This window comes from Dietzia sp. KRD202 (assembly GCF_017168155.1).
In the GTDB taxonomy this organism is placed as follows: Bacteria; Actinomycetota; Actinomycetes; order Mycobacteriales; family Mycobacteriaceae; genus Dietzia; species Dietzia kunjamensis.
In genome coordinates this window covers 56,407-73,189 of sequence record NZ_JABFAN010000010.1, presented here as the reverse complement: position 1 = coordinate 73,189, position 16,783 = coordinate 56,407, and the positions used below count along the sequence as shown (strand labels likewise).

At 68.4% G+C, this 16,783-nt stretch carries 16 protein-coding genes; 15 read left to right on the top strand and 1 reads right to left on the bottom strand.

Annotated features, from left to right (window positions below):
- Positions 1-131: 131 nt before the first annotated feature.
- The 8 genes from J1M64_RS06715 (at position 132) to J1M64_RS06680 (ending at position 10,885) form a co-directional block, all read left to right on the top strand.
- The gene (locus tag J1M64_RS06715; RefSeq protein WP_069388560.1) at positions 132-518 is read left to right on the top strand and encodes a hypothetical protein; all 387 of its coding nucleotides are present in this window, start codon (positions 132-134) and stop codon (positions 516-518) included.
- Positions 519-583: 65 nt separating this feature from the next.
- Positions 584-913, top strand: a complete 330-nt coding sequence (locus J1M64_RS06710) for a hypothetical protein (RefSeq protein ID WP_156775996.1) — start codon at positions 584-586, stop codon at positions 911-913.
- Between the two features lie 16 nt (positions 914-929).
- The gene (locus J1M64_RS06705) at positions 930-5,195 is read left to right on the top strand and encodes a phage tail tape measure protein (protein ID WP_206473650.1); all 4,266 of its coding nucleotides are present in this window, start codon (positions 930-932) and stop codon (positions 5,193-5,195) included.
- A gap of 19 nt (positions 5,196-5,214) precedes the next feature.
- Positions 5,215-6,018, top strand: coding sequence for a hypothetical protein (locus tag J1M64_RS06700; RefSeq protein ID WP_206473648.1), 804 nt, complete (start codon positions 5,215-5,217; stop codon positions 6,016-6,018).
- 3 nt (positions 6,019-6,021) lie between these two features.
- Positions 6,022-7,641, top strand: coding sequence for a hypothetical protein (locus J1M64_RS06695; protein WP_206473646.1), 1,620 nt, complete (start codon positions 6,022-6,024; stop codon positions 7,639-7,641).
- Positions 7,642-7,650: 9 nt separating this feature from the next.
- The gene (locus J1M64_RS06690; protein ID WP_206473644.1) at positions 7,651-8,037 is read left to right on the top strand and encodes a hypothetical protein; all 387 of its coding nucleotides are present in this window, start codon (positions 7,651-7,653) and stop codon (positions 8,035-8,037) included.
- 3 nt (positions 8,038-8,040) lie between these two features.
- A complete protein-coding gene (locus J1M64_RS06685; RefSeq protein ID WP_206473642.1) occupies positions 8,041-8,829 on the top strand; it encodes a hypothetical protein in 789 nt (262 codons plus the stop codon).
- Between the two features lie 337 nt (positions 8,830-9,166).
- Complete coding sequence (locus tag J1M64_RS06680) at positions 9,167-10,885, top strand: SGNH/GDSL hydrolase family protein (protein WP_206473640.1); 1,719 nt, start codon at positions 9,167-9,169, stop codon at positions 10,883-10,885.
- Here J1M64_RS06680 and J1M64_RS06675 read toward each other — a convergent pair.
- Complete coding sequence (locus J1M64_RS06675; RefSeq protein ID WP_206473638.1) at positions 10,882-11,706, bottom strand: SGNH/GDSL hydrolase family protein; 825 nt, start codon at positions 11,704-11,706, stop codon at positions 10,882-10,884. The two genes, J1M64_RS06680 and J1M64_RS06675, sit on opposite strands and share 4 nt — an antisense overlap.
- A 610-nt stretch (positions 11,707-12,316) precedes the next feature.
- On the opposite strand from J1M64_RS06675, the gene J1M64_RS06670 reads away from it, so the two are divergent.
- The 7 genes from J1M64_RS06670 (at position 12,317) to J1M64_RS06640 (ending at position 16,512) form a co-directional block, all read left to right on the top strand.
- Complete coding sequence (locus J1M64_RS06670; protein WP_206473636.1) at positions 12,317-12,721, top strand: hypothetical protein; 405 nt, start codon at positions 12,317-12,319, stop codon at positions 12,719-12,721.
- A gap of 8 nt (positions 12,722-12,729) precedes the next feature.
- Positions 12,730-12,990: a hypothetical protein gene (locus J1M64_RS06665; RefSeq protein WP_206473634.1), complete on the top strand. Its 261-nt coding sequence runs from the start codon at positions 12,730-12,732 to the stop codon at positions 12,988-12,990.
- 67 nt (positions 12,991-13,057) lie between these two features.
- The gene (locus tag J1M64_RS06660) at positions 13,058-13,831 is read left to right on the top strand and encodes a hypothetical protein (RefSeq protein WP_206473632.1); all 774 of its coding nucleotides are present in this window, start codon (positions 13,058-13,060) and stop codon (positions 13,829-13,831) included.
- A 134-nt stretch (positions 13,832-13,965) separates the two neighbouring features.
- Complete coding sequence (locus tag J1M64_RS06655; RefSeq protein WP_206473630.1) at positions 13,966-15,294, top strand: M23 family metallopeptidase; 1,329 nt, start codon at positions 13,966-13,968, stop codon at positions 15,292-15,294.
- 5 nt (positions 15,295-15,299) lie between these two features.
- Positions 15,300-15,701, top strand: coding sequence for a hypothetical protein (locus tag J1M64_RS06650; RefSeq protein ID WP_206473628.1), 402 nt, complete (start codon positions 15,300-15,302; stop codon positions 15,699-15,701).
- Positions 15,701-16,129: a hypothetical protein gene (locus tag J1M64_RS06645; RefSeq protein ID WP_206473626.1), complete on the top strand. Its 429-nt coding sequence runs from the start codon at positions 15,701-15,703 to the stop codon at positions 16,127-16,129. The genes J1M64_RS06650 and J1M64_RS06645 overlap by 1 nt, the downstream gene beginning before the upstream one ends.
- Complete coding sequence (locus J1M64_RS06640) at positions 16,126-16,512, top strand: hypothetical protein (protein ID WP_206473624.1); 387 nt, start codon at positions 16,126-16,128, stop codon at positions 16,510-16,512. Before J1M64_RS06645 ends, J1M64_RS06640 begins: the two co-directional genes overlap by 4 nt.
- Positions 16,513-16,783: the final 271 nt, after the last annotated feature.

The following is a 16,783-nucleotide window of genomic DNA, read 5'->3' as shown; positions in this document are numbered from 1 at the left end:
CCCCCTGATCCGTCCTCCCCCATTCGGCCGCCCTCCGGCGGCCCCACTGACGGCCCCGGTCGTGCGCCTTGTCGGGCACGCACGACCGGGGCCACCTCATGCCCGACAGCCCGACATGAAGGAGGCCCACCGTGGCCATGGACAAGTTCTCCGACAAGCCCATCGACATCGACGCAATGCTCGCCAAGCGTGAGGAGGTTGTCGGAAGCGCCGACCGGTTCCCGTTCATCGCCCTCGGTGAGACGTGGTGGTGCATCGACCCGCGTCTCGCGGACGACTCTCTCCAGTACGACCTGGAGGATCTGCGCGACGATCTGGACGACGGGGAGATCGATTCCTCGGAGTTCCGGACCGCGCTGATTGACCTGTACCTCGGCGACGAGCAGGGCGAGAAGTTCCGTGCCACCGGCGGCCAGATGAAGCACATCAACGCCGCTCTCGAGGCCTACGCGGATACGCAGGCGGACCCTACCCGGAGGTCCTCGCGCGCTACCCGGAGGCGTGCGAAGCGGCGCTGATCGCTCAGTATCCGTCGCTCGGTGATCCCGTCGCCGCCTTCTGGCGCGGCGAGATCACCGTGCGGATGCTCGTCTCTCTGATCAATGGCCTGCCACCTACGTCGGCGCTGCATCGGGCTCAGAACGACGGCCAGTTGTGGACGTGGAACGAGGCGCTGCAGTGGCAGCAGATCCACCTGCTCAAGGTGATCGACCAGCGCCTGGTCTGGCAGAAGCGCAAGAAGCCGAAGATGCCGAAGTTCCGTCCGTACCCGTGGTCGAAGGACGAGAAGAAGCTCGGCAACCTCGGCGGCAAATCGGCCAGCAAGGCGCTGGAAGTGCTGCGGTCGCTACGCCCCGGTGGTGGCGCCGGGCGAGATGCCCCGGCGGCGGGCGTGAAGGTGTCAACCGACTAGCAAGGGGGTGGCGTTGGTGGCTGTGGACAGTGACGTCGTATGGGTTCCGACGCTGCCCTCTTTGTCGGACTTCGCGAAGGAGCTCGACAAGGGCACCAAGGGCGCGGGCACCAAGGTCGGCGAGCGTGTCGGCAAGGAGATCGCTTCCGGTGTCGAGCGATCGAAGGCCGCGGTCGACAAGGCCTCTGAGGTCGCGGAAAAGGCGCACAACAAGGTTGCGGACGCAGCAGGCAAGGTGCGCATCGCCGAGGAGCAGCTTGCCCGGGCCCGCGATTCTGGCGACACGCTGAAGATCGCGCGTGCGCAGGAGCAGCTGGCGACTGCCCAGCGACGCGTGTCCGAGGCGACGACCGCGGCTGAGAACGCGGATAAGTCCCTGACGTCGAAGCGGGACAAGCTGGCCCGGGCGACTGACGACTCAGCGCGCGCGGCCCGTGAGCAGGCCGACGCGTTCGAGATGGGCGAAGGGTCGATGTCGAGCTTCGGCGGCGGTATCGACGGCCTGGTCGGCAAGCTCGGCGGCCTCGCTGCCGGACTGGGCGGCATCGTCGCCTCGGCCGACGCCATGATGGAAGGTCTCGACCAGGACCGCCTGGGCGACAAGCTCGCAGCGCAGCTCGGGGCGACCCCTGAGATGGCCGCAGAGTTCGGCGACATGGCGGGCAGCCTGTACGCGCAGGCGTACGGCGATTCGTTCGAGGACGTCAACGACGCACTGCGCGGCGTGTGGCAGCAGGGGTTGGTCGACGAGGACGCGACGAACGCGCAGATCGAGTCGATCACCGCCAAGGTGCTGGACCTGACCACGGCGTTCGATCAGGATCTCGCGGGCGCCACGGGTGCGGTTGGCACCATGCTCAAGACCGGGCTCGCGCCCGACGCCGACGCGGCCATGGACATCCTTACCCGCGGCTTCCAGCAGGGGGCCGATAAGGCGGGCGACCTCCTCGACACCATGACGGAGTACCCGGCGCTGTTCCAGGCGCTCGGTATCGACGGGCAGACCGCGACGGGGCTCATCGCTCAGGGCATGGCTGGCGGCGCCCGTAGCGCAGACCTGGTCGCGGATGCCCTGAAGGAGTTTCAGATCCGTGCGATCGACGGGTCGAAGGCGTCGGCGGAGGCATACGGGGCCATCGGCCTCAATGCCGAGGAGATGACCGCGAAGATCGCAGCCGGCGGCGAGGGGGCCCGCGAGGGCCTCGATCAGGTCCTCGATGGCCTGCGGGCGATGGAAGATCCAGTCGAGCGCAACGCCGCCGCCGTCGGACTGTTCGGCACCCAGGCCGAGGACCTGGGCGGGGCCCTGTTCGATCTGGACCCGTCTACAGCGGTCCAGGCGCTCGGTGACGTCGGCGGCGCGGCCGCAGAAATGGGCGACACCCTCAACGACAATGCCGCGACCCGGCTTGAGGCATTCAAGCGCTCGGCGCAGCAGTTCGCAATCGACAGTGCGGGCGGGTTCATCGGCTGGGTGTCGGAGAACATCGACCTGCTGAAGGACCTGGGCATCGTCCTCGGGGTGACCGCCATCGCGCTCGGCGGGGTAGCGATCGCCTCCGGCATCCTCACCGCCGGTTCGCTTCTGACATGGGTCCGAAACCTGACGATCGCGCAGTGGCTTCTCAACTCCGCGATGCTCGCGAACCCGTGGACGTGGGTAGTTCTAGCCATCGCCGGACTGGTCGCCGCGTTCGTCATCCTGTGGAACAAGTCCGAGGCCTTCCGCGGCTTCTGGATCGGCCTGTGGGACTCGATCAAGAACGCGGCGGCCTGGGCGTGGCAGAACGTCATCAAGCCCGTGTGGGATGCGATGAAGGCCGCCCTGTCCGCCCTGGGCGCCTTCTTCGGCTGGGTGTGGACCTCCCTGATCAAGCCTGCATGGGACGCCTTAGGTGCCGGGATCGCGTGGGTCTGGAACGCGATTATCCGGCCCGCCTGGGACGCGCTGAAGGCCGCGCTCGGCGCGGTTGGCGCGTTCTTCGGCTGGGTGTGGAACTCGGTGATCAAGCCGACTTGGGACGCTCTCGGCGCGGGCATCGCGTGGGTGTGGGAGAACGTTATCCGCCCCAACTGGGACGCGCTTAAGTGGGCCCTCGGCGCGGTCGGTGACTTCTTCTCCTGGGTGTGGAATAGCGTCATCAGGCCGGCTTGGGATGCCCTCGGCGCGGGGATCGCCTGGGTCGCCGACAACGTCGTGCACCCCGTGTTCGACGGTCTCAAGACCGGCCTCGGATTCGTTGAGACCGCGTTCCAGAAGGCCGTCGATTTCATCGGCCAGATGTGGGACCGCATCAAGGGCATCACCGCCAAGCCGGTGAAGTTCGTCATCGACACCGTCTACAACAACGGCATCCGTGAGGTGTGGAACAAGGTCGCCGGATGGCTTGGTCTAGGCACGCTCGACCCGTACAACCCCGAGTGGCTCGGCGCATACGCAGGCGGCGGTGTGCTGCCCGGGTACACGCCGGGCCGTGACATCTACAACTTCGTGGACCCCAAGACCGGCGTGCGCGTCGACCTGGGTGGCGGCGAGGGCATCATGCGCCCGGAGTTCGTCGACGCCGTCGGCGGACCGAAGGGGATTGACGAGCTCAACGCCCGCGCCCGCCGCGGGCTCCCGCTCGGTCACGCCGGCGCGTACGCCGCGGGCGGCACGCTGCCGGGCTGGGAGAAGCTCACCACCGACATTCAGCGCGCTATGGCTGGGTCGGTGGCCAACGCGTTCCCGAACCAGGTCATCACCTCCGGCACCCGCTACGAGGATGTCGGGTCTGGGTTCGACAACCACATGGCCGGCCGGGCGGTGGACTTCGGTCCGTCCGGGGCGCTGGCGTCGTGGATCGCCCGCGAGTACCCGGACACTCTCGAACTGTTCTGGGATCCGGGCCCGAACATGAAGAACGGCGCCCCCACCGGGGCGATCGGTGGGCACTCCGATCACGTGCACTGGGCGATGGCGAGCATGATCGACCCGTACACCGGGGACGTCATCTCGCACGATGGCCCTGGCGGAGGCGGGGGTGGCGTGTCGGCGGTTCGGTCGCTCGTGGCGAACGCGTTCTCCTCGATCATGGATCCGATTATGGGCATGATCCCAGAGGGGCCCGGCCTGTTCGGAGGCCTCGCAAAGGGCCTCGGGAACAAGATGGTCGACGGTGTCCGCGAATTCCTGATGGGCCAGTCGGGCGGCAGTTCGGCGCACGGCGACTGGGTCGGCAACCCGGGTGTGGAGCAGTTCCGCGGCCTGGTGGAGCGGCTGCTGGTCGAGAAGGGCCAGTCGAAGGCGCTCGTCGGGTCGGTGCTGCGGCGCATGAACCAGGAGTCCGGGGGCGATCCGAACGCGATCAACCTGTGGGACTCCAACGCCGCGGCGGGGATCCCGTCGAAGGGTCTGATGCAGACCATCGACCCCACGTTCCAGGCGTACAAGGATCCCGGGTTCGACAACATCTGGGATCCGGAGTCGAACATCCGCGCCAGCATGAACTACGCGCTGGCGACGTACGGCTCCCTGTCGGCTGCCTACGACCGGGCGGGTGGATACGACCAGGGCGGTGTCCTCGAGGAGGGCATCACCATGGCGGTCAACGCCTCCGGCAAGCCAGAGGCGATCCTGACCAACCAGCAGTGGCGGGACGTTTCGGCGCTGGTGCACGAGCTGCAGTTCCTCACCCCCGAGATGAAGCGGTGGGTCGACGAGGGCCTGGTCGAGCTCGAGCGGTTCGCCAACGCGGCGGAGAAGGGGTTCACCGCGTGGGCGTCCGCGAGCACGGAGCAGGGCCGCATGGGCAGCCCGGAGGAGTTCGCGCAGCACTTCGGTACCGCGCTCGGTCTCGACGTGGCCGACAGTGCCCTGGGCATGGTCGGGTTCGGCGGGCTCTTGGGTGGTCAGCTCAATGAGTCCACCCGGAATCTGCTGCACGCGATCGTCGACGGACCGATCGGCGGCGAGGCCGCGATCCTCGACGACGACGGCCGGGTCATCGGGACGAAGCTCGACGACCCCGCCGCCGCCGTGCCGGACGACCTCAGCGGTCTCGACATGTCGGCGCCGGTGGTGCCGTCGGTCGACGGTGAGGCGGACATCACGGCGGAGCAGTTGCCCGCGGGCACGCAGGTGACCGTGGCGCTGCCTGCCGGCAAGACGGCGTACACGGACGAGGAGGTCAAGCAGTTGATCGACGAGCTCGACCAGCGCGTCGACGACCTGGAGATCCGAGTGACCGATTCCGACAACGCGCCGGCCCCGCTCGGTGCGGGCGTGTCCGGGATCGTCTGACCGTGGAAGGGGGCTGCCTGTGATCACCCTGGCATACGCGGGAGTCGACTTCTCGGAGTGGACTCTCGTCGGTGAGAGGCAGGGCGCGCAGGGCGCGGAGGCGGCGAAGGTGTCGGGCTTCATCGCCTCCCCCGACACGACGGTGGAGGCGCGCCCTGCCCGCACCGGGCACGTGGTGTCGGGGTTCACGGTGCCGCCGATGACAGGCACCCTCGACCTGACTGTGTCCTCGCAGTTGGTCGACGGCGAGACCCGTGAGCTCGACGAGATCTTCGACGCGCTCGCCCTCGCGTGGTCGCCCCTCGTGGACGGCGAGCTGACGTGGGTCTCCGACCGCGGCGTGCTGATGCGCACGCGGGCGCGGCTCGCCTCCGGCGGGTTCCCGATGCCGGATCGGTCCCCGACCGAGCGGGCGCCGGGCCAGTCGGTGCGGCGAGTGCCGTTGTCGCTGTCGGTGCAGTGCCTCGACGGGCTGTGGATCGGACCGCAGTCGGCGCCGTACACCGGCGCCGTGCAGGTGTACAACGCCGGGGACCTGGATGACTACCCGCGTATCGAGTGGGTCGGATCCGGCGCGAAGGTATCCGGACCGGGGATCCCGGAGTTCACTCTGCCGACGACGGCGGTTCCGGCGGTGTGGGACACCGACCCCGCCACTGGTGGCCTGGTGACGATCGGCGGTCAGCCCGCCACGGCACTGCGCCGGCAGATGCGCGGCCGGGTCGCCCCGCTCCCGATTGACCCCGGCACGTCCGCGCCGTGGACGTTCACCGGATGCACCGCCGTGGTGCAGCCGTTGTTCCTCAACCCGTGGGGGAGGTGAGCCGTGTCGGACTGGTCCGCTGAACGTCTGGCCACGACCGCCGCGGGCGGCGTGGTGATGAAGCTCCTCGACCGGCACATCGAGCCGGTCGACGATCTGCACGGGTTCTTCGAGTGGGAAGGCCCGGAGGTACCGAACGAGGAGGCGACGTGGGTCGGCTCCTATCCGGTGAACCACCCCGTGGTCGACACGCTCATCCCCCTCGGGTCACTGGACCCCTCCAAGCCGGAGGACACGTGGACCGAGCTGATCCACGCGGCGCAGTGGGTGCTCATCGAGACCGGGCAGGATCCCGACACGGGCAAGCCGCACCGGTTGTTCTACCGGGTCATGCGCATCACCGACGGGCACGGCTCCAAGCGCGCGCGGGTGAAGATAGAGGCCGTCAGCCTGCACCGGTACGCCGCACACATCACCTTCCAGGCCAGCCCTGGGTTCCCGATCATCGCTCAGCCGAAGTACCGCGACATCCGGGCCGGTCAGTCACTCAAGGTGATCAAGGAGTACTTCCTGGTCAACCTCATGCGTGAGTTCCAGCCGGGCGCGATCACTGGCTGGGACATGTGGGCCCCGGCCGCGTGGGACACCGTTGTCGCTGACCAGTGGGCGTGCATCGTCAACCCGATCAACGCCCCGGTCAGCACCGCTATGACGATCCTCGACATGCGGTTCGACTCCGGCCTGGCGGCGGTGAAGGAAACCCTCGACGCGGCGGGGCTGCTACTCACGCTCGATGTGTGGCTCGAGGGCGATCCGCAACCGTTCCCGGACCACACGATCCTGACCAAGCCGACTATCGTCCTGGACGTCGTGCCCCGCCAGTGGGACACCTCCACCACCGGGCACGCCGGGGATCTGCTCAAGGGACTGATCCGCACGTTCGACACCGCCGCCAACGCCCCGCGCATCGGCCTGGCCGACACCCCGTCCACCGCGGCCGGGGTCCCGGCGTGGGTGCTGTGGCAGCCCAAGCACATGGAGGCCGTGACCTCCGAGCTGACGATCGCCAAATCCGACGTCTGGCACGTCACGGTCGGTGGCCGCTCCCCCGAGGCGATCAACAACATGCTCGGTCTCGGCGCGAAGGCCGTCTTCGGCGGGCTCGGCGCGGCACTGGCGATGGCGATCCCGGTGTTCGGTCCGGTCATCGTCGCCGCCGCGGACTTCCTCGGCGACGTCGTCGGCGAAGGGCTCAAGGACAAACTGTTCGCCTGGTCCGAGGCCGCCGACCTCAAGCGCAAACAGTGGCACGGCCGGTTCGCGAACCGCGACTCGGTCGGGGCCGGGGACGGCTGGACGATCGCGGCGTACCAGCAGGCCTACCAGATGCTCGCCCAGGGCGCCGGCGGCATCTCGATCGGGTTCACCGTCGACGGCGGCGCCCCGTTCCGGTGGGGCGAGGACTACCGCGGCGGTGACCAGATGGGCGTGGTGCACCGCGGGATCATCTTCGCCACCTACGCCTCCAAGACGGTGATCAGTCAGAAGAAGGGCGACAAACGGCTCCGGTCGGCGATCGAGCTCGGCGACCCGCGTGTGCGCGAGAACCCGACCGCCCTGTTCGCCCGGTCGATCAAGTCCATCCAGAACGCGGTCGACCGCGTGAAGACCTTCATCATGTGAGGAGAGGCCATGCCCGACGACGTACTCGACGAGCTGTACCCGTACCCGCGCCACCCGGACTTCCATCCGCTGGCGTGCCTGTTCTTCAACATGCCGCACCTGGCGATGGACGCCGACGGCGCGCACGCGATGGCCACGTGGGTGTTCGACCGGCTCGGCTGCGCCGGCCCCGGCACCGCCTCACCGCCGACGGTGAAGTACGACGCCCTCGGCGGCTCCGGCGCGCCCCATGAGCACGGGGTGTGGATCAAGGCCAGCGAGGAGCGGATGACGGTCGAGGTCACCACCCCGGAGGTCGTGCTGACCGACATGGACGAGTCGGCCCTGGCCGAGGTCATCGCCAACGCCCAGGCCGCGCTGGTGGCCAAGCGTGCGGGCACCGCGAAGGAGGGGTGACCGATGGGAGTCAACCTCTCGGGCGGGGCCCCGACCACGCCCGGCGCCCCGGGCGGCATCCTGCAGGCGATCCACGACGGCATCAGTGGGATCGGCGATGCCCTGGCCGAGGGCCTGAACGGCATCATCAGAGGTCTGATCGACATGGTGCTGGGCCGGTATGACGGCGACTTCCCGCCGTTCGTGGACGGCCAGCTCGCGCTGAACGAGCGGTTCGACCTGCTGGGCACCTCCGCGTACTGCGCGGCATACATGTACAACAACCTGCGCCTGGGCCCGGGCCGGAACCGGGCGCTGCCGTTCGACTCGCAGATCGGCCCGAACCAAGACGCCGAACTGGTGCAGGTGAGTCGCACTCACCCGGAGGACGGGTCTGGATCGACGACACGGCAGGAGTGGTGCATCCGTCTGGACCGTGCCGGACTGTGGCACGCCAACGCGTCGTTCGTTCACGCCGGGGACGGATTCGACCGTGCGCAGGGCGAGATCGTGGTGCTCAACCCGGACCTGACCCCGTACTCGTACACGACGCTTCCTGCCCCGCGGCCGCACGCCGACGGCGGCACCGTCACCGACGTCAACGTCGGCGCTCCGGTGTCTCTGTCGAAGTTCTTCGTCACCCCGGCACCGGGTTACTACGTGCAGGTGCGGTGGCGGTTCAACGTGCTGGTCGGCATTCGCACGGTCAAGGGTGGCGCCCGGCTGTCCCAGTTCTCGGTGGTGCAGTGGTCCGACGACATCGACAACGCCGCGACGAACGACGACCCCAGCGGCACCATCGACGACACCTGACCCCCGCCCCTGCCTCGCCCTCTCCTTCCTCGCCCGCTCGTACCGGGCCCTGAAACCTCTGGAGGCTCTTGTGCCCATCCTTACCGGCACCATCGACGACGTCACGGGCTCCCCGCTGCCCGATCGGGTCCCGCTGGCCACGCTGCGTGTCACAGTCCGAGCGCCGTCGCGCCGCTCGTCGCTGACCGAGCAGGCGCGCCTCGTGGCGTCGGTCCCGGTCCCCGTGGAGGTCTCGCCCACCGGGGAGATCTCGGTGGAGCTCGAGCCGGGGCCGGCGGTCATGCTCGTGGAGGGCGAGGGCCTGCGCGACGTGTACGAGCTCGGCGTCACCGCCGACATGACGCTGCTGACCGAGGCGCTGCAGGAGATGTCTCCGACCCGGTCGTGGGTGGAGTCACAGATGGTGCAGCTGCGGAGCCAGACGGTCACCGCGGCGGGCGATGCGCAGGCGGCCAAGTCCGACGCCGAGGGCGCGGCATCGGTCGCCGAGGGCCACCGCACCCACGTCGATGCGATCCGCGAGCTGCTCGACGAGGCGGCGCAGACCAACGTCGCGCCGTACCTCACCGATACCGCCCTTAAGGCCACCTATGGATCGCAGGCGTGGACCGACCCTGAGTCGGATGTCCGGCAGGTCGCCGATGGCCTGTTCGCCACGCCGAATGACGTCACTGCGGCGCTCGATTCTGTGGGTGGCGGCACCCCGGCCACCCCAGGGTTTGAGGCGCTGGCCGCGAAGGTCGAGTTCGGCGGCACGGGAACGGACGACATCGCGGCCCTGTCCGATTCGAGCGCGAACGACGCGAACGATTGGCTGCGGATCTTCTACCGGAAGTACATCGCGTGGCTGGAGTCGTCGGTGCGGTGCGAGTACACGGCCCAGACGGGCGGTACTTCATGGGCCGCCACCGTAGTGGACAGGGCAGGCACCTATACGCCGCCGTCCGATGGGGTGGTCCTGCGGGACGAGATGAACCGCACTGTCGCGGACCTCGTCGGGTCGACGCCTGACGAAGGCCCGGCATGGCAGGGAACGGCCGGTACATGGTCGGCGGATGGGTCCACCGCCGTTGCCTCGGCGGGCAGTGCCCTCTCTGTCAGCGCGGGGCAGAAGTCGGCGACCATCCGGGTGGAGTTGGACGTCGTCACCAGCGCCCCCGCCGCAGCGCAGCAGCACCGCATCTACGTCGGAAGCGGGGGGAACATGCTCAACACGGGAGTGTGGGCCTCGATCAACATCAGCACGTCCGGGGCGCCGTCGTTCTCCCTCTTCCGGACAATCGGTTCGGCGGTGTCCCTCGGGACTGTCAACACCGCCGGGATCGGACTTGCCGGAGGCTCCGCAACTCCGCAGAGCTGCGACATCGAACTGACGGTGAATATCCAGAATGTGACACTGACGATCACAGGCCCAGGCGGTTCGGCCACCACGACGGCCACAATCTCAGAAGCGGACTACGGAGCACTGGGGACGTTCTCGGGCATCACCACCATGTCTGCCACCCCCCAACTGCGCGTCGACAGGATCATCGTGTCGACAGCCCCCACCCCGGCGCAAGGTGACCGGTTTTCGATGTGGAACGCCTCAATCGGGGGCGCAAACCTGTCCACCTTCGACGCTTCTCGTCGCGCCGCCCTGTTCGACAACAAGACCATCGGAACCCTCATCCTCGGCGTAGGGCACAACGCGGGCACGCAGACGGCGGCAGCGTTCCGCGCCGAACTCGACACCTTCATTACCACCTGGAAAGCCGAGCACCCGGAGACGACGAGGATCATCATCACCTCGCAGAACCCACAGAAGTCTCCCGCCGCGAACCCCGCCCTCCACAAAGAACGCCAACTCGCCGCCCGGCTTCTCGCTCGGGAGCGGGGCTGGGACTACATCCCGGCAATGGAGGCGTTCCTCGCCCAGCCCGACGGCGGGGCATCCCTCGTCGGGGCGGACGGAATTCACCCAACCGCCGGGAACGTATCCGATCTCGACGGCGACTTCGGATCCGTGCTGTGGGCTAACACCGCGCTGCGATGCGTGACCGACCGGATCGGGGTCTAGCTGATACCGAGGGCGGACCATACGGTACGCGCCCACAGGCGGGATCCCTCGACGTTCGGGTGCAGCCCATCAGACAACAGGGATCCGCCGCCCCCATTCTCGAACGCTGAACGGACGTCGATGACGGTGACGCTGGGGTGTGCGGCAGCGAACTTGTCCATCTCTCCGGCCGCAATCTGAGACTGAGCGGGGTCATCGGTGCGGGGGTTCTGGTCAATCACCGCCAGAGCCGGCGGATCCGGCCACAGCTCACCCACCTTGGCGGTCAACGCCTTCAAGTGGGATTCGACGGCCGGCGAGTTGTGACCATGGCTGATGACGACCAGATCGGGCCGGTCGTCGGCGATCGCGTCCAGGCGATAGTAGTGGTACGGCGGGGCCACTCCAGGCGCGCTGAAGTTAGTGATAGTGACCAACTCCCCGGCGCCCGGGAACTGCACCTCTCGGCCGAACTCTTCGTTGTCCGCGTTCCAGGTCGTCATGGCCACTGCCCGGCCTTTGTCCTCGGCCAGGTGGCGTGCGGTGAATGAAACCCATTCGTCGGTGTCGTTGCCGGTGGAGTCGCCGATCACGAGGATTCGCACGGGTTGCGATGGGTCTGCGAGTTTGCTCGTGGCCGTTTCGAGCGGGGCGAACGTCGTGGAGGGCTCGACGAGGAGTCCCGACGAGCTGGCAGCTCCGGTCGTGCTCGGCTCGATGGCGGTCCGTTGCTTGTCCCACCAGAGACCGGCGGCAATTAGCACGACGGCAATCAGAATGCCGACAGTGGCGAGAAGGGTAGATCCACTGATTCCCGTTGCGAAGCGCCGTTTACTTGCCATTGGCTGAGTATCGCACCCCGACGCTTAGCCGTCTGCAATCCGTCGGGTACTCACCGATTAGGGGCCACTCCTGGTGATAAACTGCAGGGGCAACCTGAGAAATTGCATCCAGCGCCTTCGGCCCTGGTGTCCGGTCCCGACTCGTTGGTGCGAGTCGGGACTGTTGCATTTCCTGCCGAGCGCCGAACTTCCTGGCTGCCGCATCCTCTGACACCGCATCCCTCAACCGCCGATTAGGGGCCACTCCTGGTGATAAACTGCAGGGGCAACCTGAGAAATTGCATCCAGCGCCTTCGGCCCTGGTGTCCGGTCCCGACTCGTTGGTGCGAGTCGGGACTGTTGCATTTCCTGCCGAGCGCCGAACTTCCTGGCTGCCGCATCCTCTGACACCGCATCCCTCAACCGCCGATTAGGGGCCACTCCTGGTGATAAACTGCAGGGGCAACCTGAGAAATTGCATCCAGCGCCTTCGGCCCTGGTGTCCGGTCCCGACTCGTTGGTGCGAGTCGGGACTGTTGCATTTCCTGCCGAGCGCCGAACTTCCTGGCTGCCGCATCCTCTGACACCGCATCCCTCAACCGCCGATTATGGGCGGCTGAGAGGAGCGATCGTGCGGCGATTCCAGATGGCCACCTCGTGGCCGCAGGCCGATGCCGGCACCCTGCCGGACTCGACGGTCTACGAGGTGGTCATCTGCCCTGGCCCGGGCGCCACGGCCGCGGCGATCCTCGCCGACCACCCGGGCGCCGAGGTCGATACCCCGCACTCGGCGTTCTTCCCCGACCCGGCCGGGCAGCACGACGGGACGTTCTACTTCGGCGGACCGCCGCAGCTGGCGATCCTCGTCCACGAGGCCGGCCACGCCGCGATCGACACCTTCGTGCGGCGCGGCCTGCCCATCCCCGACGGCGACGACGACATGGCCGACGCCGAGGAGGCGTTCGTGCACTTCCTCGGGATGCTCGTCGACGAGCTCGCCGGCCACGCGATCGCCGACCGCCCGCTCCCCAACTAGGAGGCATCATGCCGATCACGGTCCACCAGCGCCGCCCCGCCTTCGAGGCGGTGCAGTACCAGCCCGGCGTCAACTGCGCGGAGGTCGGCGAGTTCAGCGGCCACGAGGTGCACCCGCCCGGCCAGTGCGATCCCGCCGGCGTCCTGGAGATCCCGCCGTCGGGCGGCACCACCACCGCCCGCCCCTGCGACTGGCTCCTGCGCGCCCACAGCGGGGAACTGCTGATCTGCCCGGTCGAGGTGTTCGACCTGATGTACGAGCCCGCCTAGCCACACCCACGCACCACCGGCCCCCGCCATCCGACGGGGGCCTTCCCTATTTCCGCAGGAGGCCACCATGTCTACACTCACGGTCCTCGTGTTCGACGGCGCCGGCACCGCCGGGCGCACCAGCAAGGTGGTCGACGCCGTCGTCGAGCGTCTCAGATGGAAGACCGGCGCTGCGGTGCAGTGGGTACCGTGGCCGGCCTCCCTGATGGGGGTCGGCGGCACCACCCCGTGGCCAGTCGCCACTTCCGAGGCGATCCGGTGGGCCGTCGACTACATGTGGCGCCACGACGGGCAGTTCATCCTCGTCGGGTTCTCCGCCGGGTGCCGTCCCGCCCGCGAGCTCCTGGAGCGGCATCCTGGACTGGCGGAACGGGTGGCGGCGATCGCCCAGTTGGCTGATCCGTGGCAGCCCGCGTCGCGCCAGCAGGACGGCGTCCCCGACGGGCCCGGCTTCGGGATCATGGGGCAGGCGCCCGGACCTGTCCCCGACCGGACGTTCTGGTGCGGACATCCCGGCGACCCGATCTGCCGGGCCGCGCCGGACTCCCTCCTGCGGTACCTGACCGGGTCCACCGATGCGGTGCCGGGCGGTCTGTTCCGGGCGTTCGTCGCCAAGGCCGCCCGCGGCCGGCTGCAGCTCGTTCCGTTCCTCGGCTTGCCGTTCCATGAGTGGTTCGTCGGTCTCGGTCCCCGTATCGACCGGTCCATCCGTGAGGCTCAGTCTTACCTCGGGTCGGGGCACACGAGGGCGTACACCGTCTACTTCCCCACCCCCGGAGACACCCGATCCCTCGCCCACCGTCTGGCCGACTCCGTCGCGTGGCGGGTGAGGGACTCGTGATTCACATCGTCTGGACCCTGTGGCACGCCGCTCGCGGCCACCTGCTCACAGTCGGCCGCCCCTACGACGCCCCGGTCGGCACCGTCCTGCGCTGCCGCTGCGGCGACCGCCGACAGATTATCTAGGAGACCCCAATGCCACGGTTCTGGCCCCTCAAAAAGGGCACCTACACCATCAGTTCACGGTTCGCCGGCCGCACCAACCCGGTGACCGGCCGCGCCGAGAACCACTCGGGCACCGACTTCGCGGCAAGGGACGGCACCCCGTTCTACGCGTGCGCGGGCGGCACCGTCCAGTACATCGGCCCCGCCAGTGGGTACGGGCAGTGGATCGTCATCGACCACCCGGCCAGCGAGGGCGGCGGCTGCTCCGAGTACGGGCACATGTGGAACTCCTTCGCGACCGGACTCAAACTCGGCGACCGGGTCAAAGCGGGACAGCTCATCGGCTATGTCGGAAGCAACGGCCAGAGCACGGGCCCGCACCTGCACCTCACCGTCTGGGAGTACGGCCACGGAGGCCGACGCATCGACCCCGAAACCTGGCTCCGAGACGCGTCCTGGCCCGAAAGCCCAACCCCTCCCGTGCAGCCGCCCCCGTCGAAGGGACCGCCCGTGCAACCGTCCACCACCTACACCCAGCTCACCAACATCGACCGCGGGCCGCGCGACCCGGGGACCGTCCCCCTGATCGCGATCCACACCTACGAGTGCCCCCGCGAGTCCGGCGAGAAGGCACTGCGGAACCGGGCGAACTACCAGCAGACCAGCGGGACCGGCTCGTACAACGTCCTGGTCTCCGCCGACGGCAAGAGTCTGCGCGCGAACGATGACAACTACACCCCGTGCGCGTCCCTGCCCACCGGGGACAGGCTCGGTTTCCACCTGTCGTTCCTCGCCTACGCCGCAGACTCGCGCGAGACCTGGCTCAAGCACGACGCCCAGCTGCGTGAGGCGGCCCGCATCTGCGCGCAGTGGTGCCGCAACCATGGCCACGAGGTGCGCCGCCTGTCTGTGCCTGAGGTCCAGGGCCGGCGCGTCCGCGGCTTCTGCACCCACGGCGACATCAGCGTCGCGTTCCGCGAATCAGACCACACCGACCCTGGCAAGAACTTCCCGTGGGACGTGTTCCTGCGCTACGTCACCGAACACATGACCGGCACCGCCGGCCAAGGAAAGGACTGGTTGGCAATGGCAACCGAAGCAGACCTCAGGCGCATCGTGCGCGAGGAGATCGCCGCGTACTGCGGACCCATCGGGCACGACGTCAAGCGCCTGGCCGTGCAGATGGGCATGGACGCCGACGACGCCGGGTTCGGCAAGGTCCCCGGCTGGGCCCAGACCGGGCACCGTTCGTTCATCGACTCCATCGCCGCCGTGGGTGCACAGCTCGGCGTGCCCCGCATGACCGACACCCTGCCGGAACTCCCGGCCGGGGCCCGCAACCCGAAGCTGAAGGGCTGATCGACATGACCGCCAAGCACCTCGACTCCCGCGTCCGCATCTCCCTGTACATCGGCGTCGCCGCAGTCGGCGCGATCCTCGCTGCCTGGGGCGTAATCACCCAGGAGCTCGTCGACGCAATCCTCCCTGTCGTCGACGGCGTCCTGGCCGTCGGCGGCGGCGTCACCGCCGTCCGCAACATCACCCCGGCCGACCGCGGCCACGGGCCCGAGGTCCTCGAGTGGGCCGCGATCGGCCGTGAGAACATCCCCGTCATCCTCGACGAGCTCCGCCGTCTGCGCGAGACCGTCGAGGGCCAGGCCGTCGAACTCACCGGCCACACGCCGACCGGGACGATCGAGTACGTCCCGGACCAGGCGCCGTGGCTGCCCGAGTCCTACGTCGGCGAGCACCGGCTGGTCGAGTGATGCGGGCGTTTGAGCCGCTCCATCCCAAGCTGCGGGTTGCGGCTCTGGCGATCGTCTCGGCCGGAGCGATCGCCCGCGGCGTGGCGTACGTCGACCAGCCCTCCACGGGCGGGCTGACCCACTTCATCGACGCCCTGGTGCCGCTGCACGTGTGGGCGGTCGTGTGGATCGTCGCCGGTGTGACCGTCCTCGCCGGGATCTGGCACAGGGTCATCGCCCGGTACGCCCTGGCGTTCGTGTCGATGCTGTGGGGGATCTGGGGCCTGTCGTACATGACGGCCAGCTTGATCGGTGACGCTTCGCGAGGCTGGGTGACCGGCGCTCTGATCCTGAACGTGGCCGGGTTGACGATCATCGTCGCAGCCCTCGCCGACACTGTCGGCCCGCAACGGGAGCCGGTGATCTTCAACCAGAGGGGCGACGGGTGACGTGGGGGGAAGCGGTCGTCACCTTGGGTGGCGCCCTGACCCTGGTAATCGGCACATGGATCACCGCCCGTTTCACCCGCAAGACCGGCCAAGAAGCGAACGAATCCGCGGCTTCACAGGCGAGGACTGCGGACTGGGCGGCGTTCATGGCCGAACAACGCGAGTGGACTGAGCGCCAGCTCAAGGAGCAGGACGAACGCACCGAGCAGCAGCTCGCCGAGCGGGACCGCCGAATCGACCGCCTCGAGGAACGCTTGAACCTCGTGGAAGCGAAGTACAAGGCGGCGATCGCCTACATCCGCAGGATCGTCCGGCAACTGCAGCTACACGTCGACCCGGAGGACATCGAGACCCCGCCACCTGAGATCAGTCCCGACCTGTGAGGCCGAACCGCCTCACCCCGGGCATTTAGCCGCCCCCGCCTAACTGGTGGGGGCGGCTTCCTGCATTTCACAGTCACTCGAGTCGACTACGTGTCTTCCATGGCATGACCGTGTCGCATTGGCGGCAAATGAAGATGCGCCGGCCGCGGTCGAGACTGCCGGTACGGCCGGCATCCCAGCCGACGAGGACCCGGTCTGGCCCGAGCTCATGCCCGTACGGGCAATGGCTGGGCGCGTCCTCGGTCCAGAGCATGAGCGGAGAGTAGCGCCG